Consider the following 12,686-nt stretch of genomic DNA (forward strand, 5'->3'; position numbering starts at 1 on the left):
CCCGGCCATCGAGCCGGGCACCGACCCGGCCATCGAGCCGGGCACCGACCCGGCCGACGAGCCGGGCACCGACCCGGCCGACGAGACCGGCTACCCCCAGCACTGGGAGGCCGACGTCCTGCTGCGCGACGGCGGCGCGGCCCGGATCCGGCCGATCACCCCGACCGACGCCGAGCGGCTGGTCGAGTTCTACGAGCAGGTCTCCGAGCAGTCGAAGTACTTCCGCTTCTTCGCCCCGTACCCGCGGCTGTCCGACAAGGACGTGCGGCGCTTCACCCACCACGACTACGTGAACCGGGTGGGCCTGGCGGCGGTGGTGCGGGACCGGTTCATCGCCACCGTCCGCTACGACCGGATCGACGAGGACGGCCGCCCCTCCACCACCGGCACCGACGCCGAGGTGGCCTTCCTGGTGCAGGACGCCCACCAGGGCCGCGGCGTCGCCTCGGCGCTGCTGGAGCACATCGCGGCGGTCGCCCAGGAGCGCGGCATCCGCCGGTTCACCGCGGAGGTGCTGCCGGAGAACCGCAAGATGGTGAAGGTCTTCACCGACGCCGGCTACACCCAGCACCGCAGCTTCGCCGACGGCGTGGTGCACCTGGAGTTCGACCTGGAGCCGACGGCGGCCTCGCTGGCGGTGATGCGCGGCCGGGAGCACCGGGCCGAGGCCCGCTCGGTCCAGCGGTTGCTGACGCCGCGGTCGGTGGCGGTGGTCGGGGTGTCGCGCAATCCGCAGTCGGTGGGGCGCGGCCTGTTGCGCAGCCTGGCCGGGTTCCACGGCGAGCTGTACGCGGTGAACCGGAGCGCGCCGGACGGGACGGTGCTGGACGGGGTGCCGGTGCACCGGTCGCTGCTGGAGATCCCGGGGCCGGTGGACCTGGCGCTGGTGGCGGTGCCGGAGGCGGCCGTCCCGGCGGTGGTGGCGGACTGCGGCGCGCACGGGGTGCAGGGCCTGGTGGTGGTGACGGCCGGGTACGCGGAGACCGGTCCGGAGGGGCGGGACCGGCAGCGGGCGCTGGTGCGGCAGGCGCGGGCGGCGGGGATGCGGGTGGTGGGCCCGAACGCCTTCGGGCTGGTGTCGACGGACCCGGAGCGGCCGCTGAACGCGTCGCTGGCGCCGGTGCTGCCGGCCCGCGGCCCGTTCGGGGTGTTCTGCCAGTCGGGGGCGATCGGGGTGGCGCTGCTGGAGGCGGCGCACCGGCGGGGCCTCGGGGTGTCGTCGTTCGCCTCGGTGGGGAACCGGGCGGACGTGTCGGGCAACGACATGCTGCAGTTCTGGGAGGAGGACGCCGCCACCGAGGTGGTGCTGATGTACATGGAGTCGTTCGGCAATCCGCGGAAGTTCACGCGGATCGCCCGGCGGCTGGCCACGTCGAAGCCGGTGGTGGTGGTCAAGGGGGCGCGGCACACCGGGAGCCTGCCGCCGGGGCACGCGGTGCAGCCGGCGTCGAGCCGGCTGCGGGACGCGACGGTGGACGCGCTGTTCCGGCAGGCCGGGGTGGTGCGGGTGGAGACGATCACCGACCTGTTCGACACGGGGGAGCTGCTGGCGGGCCAGCCGCTGCCGGCGGGCGACCGGGTGGCGGTGGTGGGGAACTCGGACTCGCTGGGGCTGCTGACGTACGACGCGTGCCTGGGCAGCGGGCTGCGGCCGCGGTCGCCGGTGGACCTGACGACGGCGGCCACGGGGGAGAACTTCCGGATCGCGCTGGGGACGGCGCTGGGCGACCCGGCGGTGGACGCGGTGATCGCGGTGGCGATCCCGCCGATCGGGGTGCACGGCGGCGGGGCACCGGAGCCGGACGACGAGCCGGAGGTCGCGGCGGCGCTGCTGGACGCCGGGGAGCGGGCCCGGGAGCTGGGCAAGCCGCTGCTGCTGACGCACCTGGCACTGGGAGGCCTGGCGGAGCGGCTGCGGGCGGGCCGGATCCCGGCGTTCCCGGCGCCGGAGCGGGCGGTGCACGCCCTGGCGAACGCGGTGCACTACGCCGAGTGGCGCCGGCGCAGCGCGGAGGCGGAGCGGACGGCGCGGATCCCCGAGCTGGAGGGGATCGACGAGGCGCGGGCGCGGGCGCTGGTGGAGGGGGCGCTGGGCACGCGGCTGGCGGTGGCGGCGCGGACGCAGCCGGGCGGGGCCCGGTTCACGCTGCCGGAGGCGGACGCGGAGGCGCTGCTGGGCTGCTACGGGATCGCGGTGCGGCCGGTGCTGCCGGCGCCGGACGAGGAGTCGGCGGTGCGGGCGGCGCGGCGGCTGGGCTATCCGGTGGCGTTGAAGGCGACGGCGGACCACCTGCGGCACCGGCCGGACCTGGGGAGCGTGCGGCTGGACCTGGACGGCGAGGAGGGGCTGCGGCGGGCGCACCGGGAGCTGGACGCGTTGCTGGGCGGGGCGGCGCAGGCGCGGCTGGTGGTGCAGCAGCTGGCGCCGCGCGGGGTGGACACGGTGATCGGGGCGGCGGTGGATCCGGCGGTGGGCGCGATCCTGAGTTTCGGTCTGGCGGGGGCGCCGGCGGAGTTGCTGGGTGATCTGGCGCACCGCCTGGTGCCGGCGACGGACCGGGACGTGGCGGCGCTGATCCGGGAGGTGCGGGCGGCTCCGCTGCTGTTCGGTTGGCGGGGCGCGGATCCGGTGGACACCGGGGCGCTGGAGGAGTTGCTGCTGCGGGTGTCGCGGCTGGTGGACGACCTGCCGGAGGTGGCGTCGGTGGATCTGGAGCCGGTGGTGGTGGCGCCGCAGGGGCTGGCGGTGCTGGGGGCGGTGGTGCGGATCGCGCCGCTGCCGGTGCGGACGGATCTGGGTCCGCGGGCGATGAGCAGCCTGTAACCTTGCTTGGCTGCGCCGCTCGGCGGCGCTGACCAGCCCCCCGCAGGGCGGGCCCGGCAAGGCGGGTCCGGAAGCTCGGCGCAGTGCCGCCCGCTTCGTCGGCGGGACATGCCAGGATGGAGACATGGCCAAGACCGGTACCACCACCACGCAGGACCTGCGGTCGGCGATCGAGCGCAGCGGCTACTACCCGGCCCTGGTGTCCGAGGCCGTGGAGTCCGCGGTGGGCCCCGAGCCGATCAGCTCCTACCTGGTGCACCAGGAGACGACGTTCGACGCGAACGAGGTCCGCCGGCACGTGACGGTGTTGGTGCTGACCCCGTCGCGCTTCGTGGTGAGCCACACGGACGAGCAGAACGGCGACGCGGCGACCCCCGTGCCGTACGCGACGACGTCGACCGAGAGCGTCCGGTTGGACCGGATCAATTCGGTGGTGGTGAGCCGCATGGTGGCGAACCCGGAGACGTACACGCCGGGGACGCTGCCGCGCGAGGTGGTGCTCACGATCGGCTGGGGTGCGGTGCAGCGCCTGGACCTGGAGCCGGCGGGTTGTTCGGACCCGAATTGCGACGCGGACCACGGGTACACGGGGTCGGCGACGGCGGACGACCTGTCGCTGCGGGTGTCGGAGGCGGGTGACGGTCCGGAGACGGTGTCGCAGGCGCTGGTGTTCGCGCGGGCGCTGTCCGAGGCGACGATCGCCGACCGGGTCTGAGGCCGCCGTCACGCATGCTCGGTTACGACGCCTTCGAGATCCTCGATCCTTCGGACGCCCCGGCTCCGGCGTACGGCTGCGGTTCGCTGGCGGACCTGCTGCCGGCGGTGGCGGCCGGCCTCGGCGTGCCCGGCTTCGAGAGCGGGCTGCTGCTGGAGCCGGCGGACCGGGTCTGCGTGTTCCTGGTGGACGGCATGGGCTGGGAGCTCGTCCGCAGGCATCCGGAGTACGCGCCGTTCCTGACGTCGCTGTCGGCCGGGGCGAGTCCGATCACGTCGGGGTTCCCGTCGACGACGGCGACCTCGCTGGCCTCGGTGGGGACGGGGCTGACGCCCGGGGTGCACGGCCTGGCCGGGTACACGGTGCGGGTTCCGGGCCGGAACGAGCTGATGAACCAGTTGCGCTGGGTGCCGCCGGTGCCGCCGCGGGAGTGGCAGCCGCACCCGACGGTGTTCGAGCGGGTGTCGCGGGCGGGCGTGGCGACGGCGCAGGTGTCCTCGCCGTTGTTCTCGCAGACGCCGTTGACGCAGGTCGCGCTCTCGGGCGGGACGTTCCTGGGCCGGACGACCGGCGAGGAGCGGATGGACGAGGCGGCGCGCTGGCTGGCGCGGAACGACCGGGCGCTGGTCTACACGTACGTGAGCGAGCTGGACGGGGCCGGCCACCGGTTCGGGGTGGACTCGGACGAGTGGCGGATGACGCTGAACACGGTGGACCGGCTGGTGAAGCGGCTGGCGGAGCAGTTGCCGCCGCGGTCGGCGCTGTACGTGACGGCGGACCACGGCATGATCGACATCGCGCCGGAGGACCGGGTCGACTTCGACGAGGACTGGGAGCTGTCGGCGGGCGTGGCGCTGCTGGGCGGCGAGGGCCGGGCGCGGCACGTGTACGCGGTGCCGGGGGCGGCGGCGGACGTCCACACGGTCTGGAGCGAGGTGCTGGGCGACCGGATGTGGGTGGCCACCCGGGAGCAGGCGGTCGCGGCCGGCTGGTTCGGTCCGGTGGTGGACGAGCGGGTGCTGCCGCGGATCGGCGACGTGGTGGCGGCGGCGCGGGACGACATCGCGGTGGTCGCCTCGCGGAACGAGCCGGGGGAGTCCTCGATGGTCGGCCTGCACGGGTCGATGACCGCGGTGGAGCAGCTGGTGCCGCTGCTCGACGTCCGTACCTGATGCTGTCCGCACCGCCCGTCCCACGATCGAAAGGCCCTCGTCCCACCCATGGCTGAACTGGTGTTCTTCTCGGGCACGATGGACTGCGGCAAGTCGACGCTGGCGCTGCAGATGGACCACAACCACGCGGCGCGCGGCCGCCAGGGCATCATCTTCACCCGGCACGACCGGGCGGGCGCGGCGACGATCTCCAGCCGGCTGGGGCTGCGCGCGGACGCGGTGGAGGTCGCCGACGACTTCGACTTCCAGGCGCACGTGGTGCACCTGCTGTCGGCGGGCGGCAAGGCGGACTACCTGATCTGCGACGAGGCGCAGTTCTTCTCGGCGGAGCAGATCGACCAGTTGGCCCGGGTGGTCGACGAACTCGGCATTGACGTCTACACGTTCGGCATCACGACGGACTTCCGGACGAAGCTGTTCCCGGGGTCGCAGCGGCTGATCGAGCTGGCGGACCGGGTCGAGGTGCTGCAGGTGGAGGCGCTCTGCTGGTGCGGGGCGCGGGCGACGCACAACGCGAGGACGGTCGGCGGGGTGATGGTCGTCGAGGGCGCGCAGGTGGTGGTCGGCGACGTGGCGGTCTCGGAGGACCAGATCGGCTACGAGGTGCTCTGCCGGCGCCACCACCGGCGGCGGTTGACGGCGGCGACCGCCCGGGCGTCGGTGCTCTCCCCCGACGTGCTGCCGTTCGAGGGCTGACGGTCCGTCGGCGGCGGCCCGGTCTTGCCACAATGGCGGACATGACTTCCTCGGGTGTTTCCCCGCTGATCTCCGTCGACGAGCTGGCCGCCGCCCTGGCGGGGCCGACGCCGCCCGTCCTGCTCGACGTCCGCTGGCAGTTGGGCGGCCCGCCCGGCGCGGGCGAGTACGCGGCCGGGCACCTGCCCGGTGCGCACTACCTGGACCTGGACACCGAGCTGGCCGCCCCGCCCGGCCCGGCCGGCCGGCATCCGCTGCCCGACCCGGCGGTGCTGGGCGCGGCGCTGCGCCGGGCCGGGGTGTCGGCGGGTCGGCCGGTGGTGGTGTACGACGCGGGCCCGGCGATGTCGGCGGCGCGGGCGTGGTGGCTGCTGCGCTGGGCGGGGCACGACGGGGTGCGGGTGCTGGACGGCGGTCTGGCGGCGTGGCGGGCGGCGGGGCGGCCCGAGTCGGTGGAGCGCCCGGCCGACGGGGCCGGCGACTTCGTGCCGGTGCCCGGGTCGCTGCCGACGGTGGACGCGGACGGCGCGGCGGAGCTGGCGCGCAAGGGCGTGCTGCTGGACGCCCGGGCGGGGGAGCGGTACCGCGGCGAGGTGGAGCCGATCGACCCGCGGGCGGGCCACGTCCCGGGTGCGGTGTCGGCGCCTACGGCGGAGAACGTGGCGGCGGACGGCACCTTCCGTCCCCGGGCGGAGCTGGCGGCCCGGTTCGCCGCGCTCGGTGCGGACGGCTCGGTGCCGCTCGGCGTGTACTGCGGCTCGGGGGTGACGGCGGCGCACGAGCTGCTGGCGCTGGAGAGCGCGGGGATCACCGGCGCGGTGCTCTACCCGGGCTCGTGGAGCGAGTGGTCCGGCGATCCGGCCCGCCCGGCGGCCACCGGCGACCTCCCGGGTTAGGGGCCGTCTTCCGAGGGTGCTCCTGACGAATGCGGCTCACCCCTGAGGACAGGCACCAGGACGGCAGCAGGGGCGGCCTCCCGTACGGGAAGCCGCCCCTGCGTGTGCGTGGTCCGGTTACTCCTGCTTCTTGCGCCGGCTGCCGAAGACGATCTCGTCCCAGCTGGGCACGGTGGCGCGGCGGCCGGGGCGGACGCCGTCGGCCTCGGCCTGCCGGTCGGTGGTGCCGACCAGCCGCTCGCGGTGCGGGGCGACCGCCCGCGGCATGAGGATGTCGGCGTAGGCCGACCCGGCGCCGACGCTGGCCGCGGGGGCGGCCGGCTCCTCGGCCTCCTCCGGCTCCTCGGCGGCGATCACCGGCTCCGGCGCGGGGCCGATCGCGAGGTCGCCGCGGTAGGCGGGCACCACGTCGAGCAGGCTGGTCAGCGAGTCGCGGTTCTCCGCGGACGCCTCCCTGGCCTCGCGGACCTCCCGGCCGGACATGATCCGGTCGGCGGAGGGCCGTTCGATCATCGCGCGGGCCGGCCGCTCCTGGGGGAGCCGGGCGATCCGCGGGATGAACGGGAAGACCGAGTCCTCGTCGCGGTCGACGTTCTCGCCGATCAGGGCGCGTGCCTCGTCGTCGTTCGGCTGGACGAGGCGGCGCGGCGGGTCGTACGTCCAGCTGGCGCGGCGGTGCTCGCCGTCCGCGCGGTAGCTGAGGATGACCTCCCAGGTGCCGTCGTCGCGGCGCCAGGAGTCCCACCGCTCGGTGTCCTTCTCGGCGGCGCGCAGGGTCAGCCGCTCGGCGACGGCCTCGCCGAGCTGCGGGCCGGTGGACTCGCCGTGCCGACGGATCGCGGTCTTGCGGGCGCGTTCGGCCATGAAGGCGCGCTCGGCCAGCACCGGGCCCTCGAAGCGGCGGACCCGTTCGACGGAGATCCCCGCCGCCTGTGCGACCTCCTCCGCGGAGGCACCGGCTCGTATCCGCGCCTGGATGTCACGGGGCCGCAGGTGGCTCTCGACCTCGATCTCGATCTGGCCGAGGCGCGGTCGGTCGCCGCGGACGGCGGCGCGCAGCCGCTCGTCGATGGGGAGGGTGTACTCCGTGCTGTCGGCAGCCTTGAGCACCAGCCGTGTGCCGTCGTTGCTGACGGCCACGACGCGCAGTTCGGGCACGGTTACCTCCCGGGTGGTGCCTGCCGACGTCACCTGCGTCGCTGCTCCCGTACTGAGTGTGGCCTGCCCGCCTGCGACTGGCCACAACCTTGCAGAGTTACCCGGCGTGTCGGGCTTACACCCGGGCACGCCGCTGTGGCACGGTTGCCTGTTCGCCACGTCGCCGGTCGACGTCGCGCCCGGGCCCCTAGGCCACTGTCAGACGGGCAGTCAACAGGAACGCCGAAGGCTCAGGCCCAACGAACAGTACTCCATTCGTGGCACCCAGCGGGGCGGCTCGCCGCTCAAGTCTCCCCCGATTCACCGGAATCTCAAGAGCGGCCACACCGTTGAGCGCTTCGCGATCGTCGAACGGTGATCATCTTCACATATATCGACCGGGCTGAAGCAGAATTTCGCCCGTTGTGTCCCGTGCCGTGCAGGATCGACAGGATTGTTCGAGTCTCCGGCGCGTGAGCGAGGAAACTGCTGCCGATCCTCCGTCAGTCCCCGAGCACCCGGCGGAGGTAGTCGTTGGCGAACACCCGGCCCGGGTCGACCTTGTCCCGCAGCGCCGTGAAGTCGCCGAAGTGCGGGTACGCACCGGCCAGGTACTCGGCGTCGCGGGTGTGCAGCTTGCCCCAGTGTGGGCGTCCCTGGTGCGCCGTCATGAGCCGCTCCACCTCGCTGAAGTAGCCGCTGTCGGCGGTGCCCCGGTACAGGTGGACGGCGATGTACACGCTGTCGCGGCCGCTCGCGGTGGACAGCCACAGGTCGTCCGCGGGCGCCACCCGGACCTCCACCGGGAAGCTGATCCGCCAGTCGGAGCGTTCCACCAGCGCCTTCAGCTCGCGCAGCACGGTGGTCGCGGCCTCCCGCGGCACCGCGTACTCCATCTCGATGAAGCGGACCTTCCGCGGACTGGTGAACACCTTGTACGCGGTGTCGGTGTAGGTGCGCTCGGACCAGGCCCGGCCGGCGACCTGGGCGATGGTCGGGATCGCGGCGGGGAAGCGGCGGCCGACGCGGCAGACGCCCTCCCACACGGTGTTGGACAGGAAGTCGTCGTCCAGCCAGGCCCGGAATCCCGGCAGCGGCGCGGCCGGGCCCGGGCTGCGGTTGTTCCGCTTGGTGGTGCACAGATCGGTGTGCGGGAACCAGTAGAACTCGAAGTGCTCGTTGACCGAGGCCAGGTCGTCGAAGCCGGCGAGCACCTCGTCGAAGCGCATCGGCTTCTCGTGCGCGGTCAGCAGGAAGGCCGGCTCCACGGCGAAGGTCAGTGCGCTGACCACGCCGAGCGCGCCGAGGCCGAGCCGGGCCCCCTGGAAGAGCTCGGGGTCCTCGGTCGGGGAGCAGGTGCGGATGCTGCCGTCGGCGAGGACGATCTCCACCGCGCGGATCTGGGCGGCGAGCGAGCCGGAGTCCCGGCCGGTGCCGTGGGTGCCCGTGCTGGTGGCGCCGGCGACGGTCTGCACCTCGATGTCGCCCATGTTGGTCAGCGACAGCCCGGCCGCGGCGAGCAGCCGGTTGAGCCGGGAGAGCGGCAGTCCGGACTCGACGGTGACCGTGCCGGCCTCGCGGTCCAGCGAGCGGACGGCGGTCAGGGCGTCCGGGCGCACCAGCACGGCGTCGCCGGCCGAGGCGATCGCGGTGAAGGAGTGGCCGGAGCCGACCGCCTTGACCCGCTGCCCCTGCTCGGCGGCCCGGCGCACCGTCTCGGCGATCTCCTCGGCGGAGCCGGGAGCGACCGCCCGGGCGGGCCGGGCGGTCTGGTTGCCGGCCCAGTTGCTCCAGGTGCCGGTGGTGGTGCCGTGGGGCATGCCGAGTGCCTCCTGCTCACGAACTACCAGTGGGTAGGGTGAGCGTAGTCACTCGGATGCCCCCGGTCCATGCCCCGAAGGACCCCGTTCGGGCGCTGCTCACCGGGCCGCGGGGGTGCCCACCGGCTCCGGCTCTGGGGCGGCCAGCCCGCCGCGCAGCCGCGGCAGTCCGGCCAGGGCGGCGACCGCGGCGAGCAGGGCGGCCCCGACGGGCACCCAGTAGGCGGTCGCGGCGCCGGCGGCGTCCACCACCCAGCCCGCCGCCGAGGAGCCGAGCGCGACGCCGATCGCGAGGCCGGTGGTCGTCCAGGTCATCCCCTCGGTGAGCTTCGAGGCCGGGACGAGCCGCTCGACCAGCGCCATCGCGGTGATCATCGTCGGGGAGATCGACAGGCCGGCGACGAACAGCGCCGCCCCGATGCCGACCAGGCCGGCCGTGCCGTGCAGCAGGGAGGCGGCCAGCACCAGCGGCAGCATGCCGACCGCCATCGCGCCGACCCCGCCGAGGAACCGGCCGGCCAGCGACCCGCGCGGCCGGAACGCGCCGAACACCACCCCGGCCAGGCAGGAGCCCAGCGCGTACACGGCGAGCACCAGGCTGGAGGCCGCGGTGTGGCCCTGCTCCTTGGCGAAGGCGACGGTGACCACCTCGACCGCGCCGAAGATCGCGCCGGTGGCGACGAAGGTCAGCACCAGCACCTGCAGCCCGGCGGAGCGGATCGCCGACCCGCCGTGGTGGTGCGCGGCCGGATGGACGGGCGGCTCGGTGGAGCGCTGCGCGCAGAACCACACCACGCCGACCAGCAGGAAGACGGCGGCCAGCGCGACGCCGGCCTCCGGGAAGAACGAGGTGGCGAGCCCGATGGAGAGGATCGGCCCGACGATGAAGCAGACCTCGTCCATCACCGCCTCGAAGGAGTACGCGGTGTGCAGCCGGTCCGGCCGGTCGCTGTACAGGTGCGCCCAGCGGGCGCGGACCATCGACCCGGTGCTCGGCATGACGCCCATGCCGGCGGCGAAGAGGAAGAGCGTCCAGTCGGGGGCGCCGAGCCGGGCGCTGGCCAGCAGGCCCGCCGCGGAGGCCACGGCCGCGGAGGTGGCCGGCAGCGCGACCCGCCGCTGCCCGTGCCGGTCGACCAGGCGGGACACCTGCGGGCCGAGCACCGCCGCGGCCGCCGCGAGGACGGCGGAGACCGCGCCGGCGATCCCGAACGAGCCGCGGAGCTGGGCGAGCATCGTGACGATGCCGATGCCGGTCATGGAGATCGGCAGCCGCGACACGAAGCCGCTGGAGGAGAAGGCCAGACTGCCGGGGGCGGCGAATATCTGGCGGTAGCTGGACAGCACTGGTGCTCCGCAGGAGTGGGTAAGGAACGTCGTTCGTATGGACAGCTTACGAACAGCCTGCCGCCGCCCGCGAAGACATTTCCGGCGGACGGGTGGCCCGTCACCGGCCGGACCCCGCCGGGTGGCAGGATCGGAGCCATGTCCGACTCGCGCACCGCCACCGACCACGCCCCCTACGACGCGCTCCTGCTGCTCTCCTTCGGCGGCCCGGAGGGACCGGAGGACGTCGTGCCGTTCCTGGAGAACGTGACCCGCGGCCGGGGCATCCCCAAGGAGCGCCTCGCCGAGGTCGGCAAGCACTACTTCCTGTTCGGCGGGGTCAGCCCGATCAACGAGCAGAACCGCGAGCTGCTGGCCGCGCTGCGCAAGGACTTCGCCGACCACGGCCTCGACCTGCCGGTCTACTGGGGCAACCGGAACTGGGCGCCGTACCTGGCCGACACCCTGAAGGAGATCGCCGCCGACGGCCACCGCCGGGTGCTCACCCTCGCCACCAGCGCCTACGCGGGCTACTCCGGCTGCCGCCAGTACCGCGAGAACCTCGCCGACGCCCTCGCCGGGCTCGCCCGCGACGGCCTGCCCGCACTGCGCGTCGACAAGCTCCGGCACTTCTACAACCACCCCGGCTTCGTCGGCCCCATGATCGACGCGACCCTCGCCGCCCTCGGCGACCTGCCCGAGGAGGTCCGCGCCGGGGCGCACCTCGTCTTCACCACGCACTCGATCCCGAACGCCATGGCCGACAGCTCCGGCGCCCCCGACGACCCGGCCCGCGACACTCCCGGCGGCGCCTACGTCGCCCAGCACCTCGACGTCGCCCGGCTGGTCGCCGAGGCCGTCGCCGCGGCCACCGGCGCCGCCGACCGCCCCTGGGAGCTCGTCTACCAGAGCCGCAGCGGCGCCCCGCACGTCCCGTGGCTGGAGCCGGACGTCTGCGACCGGCTGGAGGAGCTCCACGCCGCCGGCGCGCCCGCCGCCGTGATGGTGCCGATCGGCTTCGTCTCCGACCACATGGAGGTCAAGTACGACCTCGACACCGAGGCCGCCGCGAAGGCCGCCGAGCTCGGCCTGCCGGTCGCCCGGGCGGCCACCGTCGGCGCCGACCCGCGGTTCGCCGCCGCGGTGCGCGAACTCGTCCTGGAGCGCGCCGCCGCCGAACGCGGCGCCGCGGTCGACCGCAGCGCCCTCGGCACCCTCGGCCCCAGCCACGACGTCTGCGCCGCGGCCTGCTGCCCCAACCCGCGCGCCCCGCGGCCCGCGGCCGCCGAACAGTGACCCGCACCCCGTACCCGGGAGGACCCCGCGTGACCGGCACCGCGCCCACCGACCCGCAGGCCGCCGCGCTGACGGCCGAACTGCTCGCCGTCGCCGAGGAGGCCGCCCGCGCCGCGGCCGAGCTGCTGCACCGCGGCCGCCCGGCCGACCTCGGTGTGGCCGCCACCAAGAGCAGCCCCGTCGACGTGGTCACCGAGATGGACCTCGCCTCCGAGAAGCTCGTCCAGGAGCTGATCGCCGCCCGCCGTCCCGAGGACGGCTACCTCGGCGAGGAGGGCACCGACCGGCCCGGCCGCAGCGGCGTCCGCTGGGTCGTCGACCCGCTCGACGGCACCGTCAACTACCTGTACGGACTGCCCTCCTGGGGCGTCAGCGTGGCCGCCGAACTGGACGGCGAGGCGGTCGTCGGGGTCGTCGCCGTGCCCGCCCGCGGCGAACTCTTCCGGGCCGTCCGCGGCGGCGGCGCCGACCTCGACGGCCGCCCCCTCGCGGTGCGCCCGGCCCCGCCCTGGGGGCAGGCGCTGGTCGCCACCGGCTTCAACTACGTGCAGGCCGAACGCGCCCACCAGGCCGAGGTGCTGCTCGCCCTGATGCCCGAGGTCCGCGACATCCGCCGGGCCGGCGCCGCCGCCGTCGACCTGTGCGACCTCGCCGCCGGCCGGGTCGACGCGTTCTACGAGCGCGGCCTCAAGCCCTGGGACATGGCGGCCGGCCTGCTGATCGCCCGCGAGGCGGGCGCCCTCGCCGGCGGCCGTCCCGGCCGGCCCGCCGACGGCGACCTCGCGGTGGCCGCCGCCCCCGGCG

Annotated in this window: 10 protein-coding genes; 7 read left to right on the plus strand and 3 right to left on the minus strand. The window is 74.8% G+C overall.

All coding sequences use genetic code 11. The features are described 5' to 3' along the window. Nucleotides 1–31: 31 nt before the first annotated feature. From ABZ641_RS14120 to ABZ641_RS14140, 5 genes are all read left to right on the plus strand, one after another. Nucleotides 32–2,824: a GNAT family N-acetyltransferase gene (locus tag ABZ641_RS14120; protein ID WP_359981726.1), complete on the plus strand. Its 2,793-nt coding sequence runs from the start codon at nucleotides 32–34 to the stop codon at nucleotides 2,822–2,824. A gap of 124 nt (nucleotides 2,825–2,948) precedes the next feature. Continuing rightward, entirely contained in the window at nucleotides 2,949–3,539 is a 591-nt protein-coding gene (locus tag ABZ641_RS14125; RefSeq protein WP_030277377.1) for a DUF5998 family protein, read from the plus strand. Between the two features lie 14 nt (nucleotides 3,540–3,553). After that, on the plus strand, nucleotides 3,554–4,711 hold the full coding sequence (locus ABZ641_RS14130; protein WP_344623279.1) for a nucleotide pyrophosphatase/phosphodiesterase family protein: 1,158 nt from the start codon (nucleotides 3,554–3,556) through the stop codon (nucleotides 4,709–4,711). 48 nt (nucleotides 4,712–4,759) lie between these two features. Beyond that, complete coding sequence (locus tag ABZ641_RS14135; protein ID WP_030277373.1) at nucleotides 4,760–5,407, plus strand: thymidine kinase; 648 nt, start codon at nucleotides 4,760–4,762, stop codon at nucleotides 5,405–5,407. A gap of 41 nt (nucleotides 5,408–5,448) precedes the next feature. Continuing rightward, entirely contained in the window at nucleotides 5,449–6,303 is an 855-nt protein-coding gene (locus ABZ641_RS14140) for a sulfurtransferase (RefSeq protein ID WP_359981713.1), read from the plus strand. 117 nt (nucleotides 6,304–6,420) lie between these two features. Here ABZ641_RS14140 and sepH read toward each other — a convergent pair whose 3' ends face one another. The 3 genes from sepH to ABZ641_RS14155 form a co-directional block, all read right to left on the minus strand. Continuing rightward, nucleotides 6,421–7,494, minus strand: coding sequence for a septation protein SepH (gene sepH / locus ABZ641_RS14145; protein WP_344623281.1), 1,074 nt, complete (start codon nucleotides 7,492–7,494; stop codon nucleotides 6,421–6,423). A gap of 449 nt (nucleotides 7,495–7,943) precedes the next feature. Continuing rightward, a complete protein-coding gene (locus ABZ641_RS14150) occupies nucleotides 7,944–9,260 on the minus strand; it encodes a D-arabinono-1,4-lactone oxidase (RefSeq protein WP_359981716.1) in 1,317 nt (438 codons plus the stop codon). A gap of 99 nt (nucleotides 9,261–9,359) precedes the next feature. Beyond that, nucleotides 9,360–10,607, minus strand: a complete 1,248-nt coding sequence (locus ABZ641_RS14155; protein WP_359981719.1) for an MFS transporter — start codon at nucleotides 10,605–10,607, stop codon at nucleotides 9,360–9,362. Between the two features lie 138 nt (nucleotides 10,608–10,745). Between ABZ641_RS14155 and ABZ641_RS14160 the strand changes: the two genes are divergently transcribed. After that, nucleotides 10,746–11,882, plus strand: a complete 1,137-nt coding sequence (locus ABZ641_RS14160) for a ferrochelatase (protein WP_359981721.1) — start codon at nucleotides 10,746–10,748, stop codon at nucleotides 11,880–11,882. A 29-nt stretch (nucleotides 11,883–11,911) separates the two neighbouring features. Next, on the plus strand, nucleotides 11,912–12,686 hold a 775-nt coding region (locus ABZ641_RS14165; RefSeq protein ID WP_359981724.1), incomplete at its 3' end, for an inositol monophosphatase family protein.

The sequence above is a fragment of the Kitasatospora sp. NPDC007106 genome, from assembly GCF_040634455.1.
Taxonomy (GTDB): domain Bacteria; phylum Actinomycetota; class Actinomycetes; order Streptomycetales; family Streptomycetaceae; genus Kitasatospora; species Kitasatospora arboriphila.

What these genes read in the sequence shown, in the direction of transcription:
- ABZ641_RS14125 (WP_030277377.1), top strand. Translation starts at nt 2,949, where the DNA reads ATGGCCAAGACCGGTACCACCACCACGCAGGACCTGCGGTCGGCGATC.
- ABZ641_RS14130 (WP_344623279.1), top strand. Translation starts at nt 3,554, where the DNA reads ATGCTCGGTTACGACGCCTTCGAGATCCTCGATCCTTCGGACGCCCCG.
- ABZ641_RS14135 (WP_030277373.1), top strand. Translation starts at nt 4,760, where the DNA reads ATGGCTGAACTGGTGTTCTTCTCGGGCACGATGGACTGCGGCAAGTCG.
- ABZ641_RS14140 (WP_359981713.1), top strand. Translation starts at nt 5,449, where the DNA reads ATGACTTCCTCGGGTGTTTCCCCGCTGATCTCCGTCGACGAGCTGGCC.
- ABZ641_RS14150 (WP_359981716.1), bottom strand. Translation starts at nt 9,260, where the DNA reads ATGCCCCACGGCACCACCACCGGCACCTGGAGCAACTGGGCCGGCAAC.
- ABZ641_RS14160 (WP_359981721.1), top strand. Translation starts at nt 10,746, where the DNA reads ATGTCCGACTCGCGCACCGCCACCGACCACGCCCCCTACGACGCGCTC.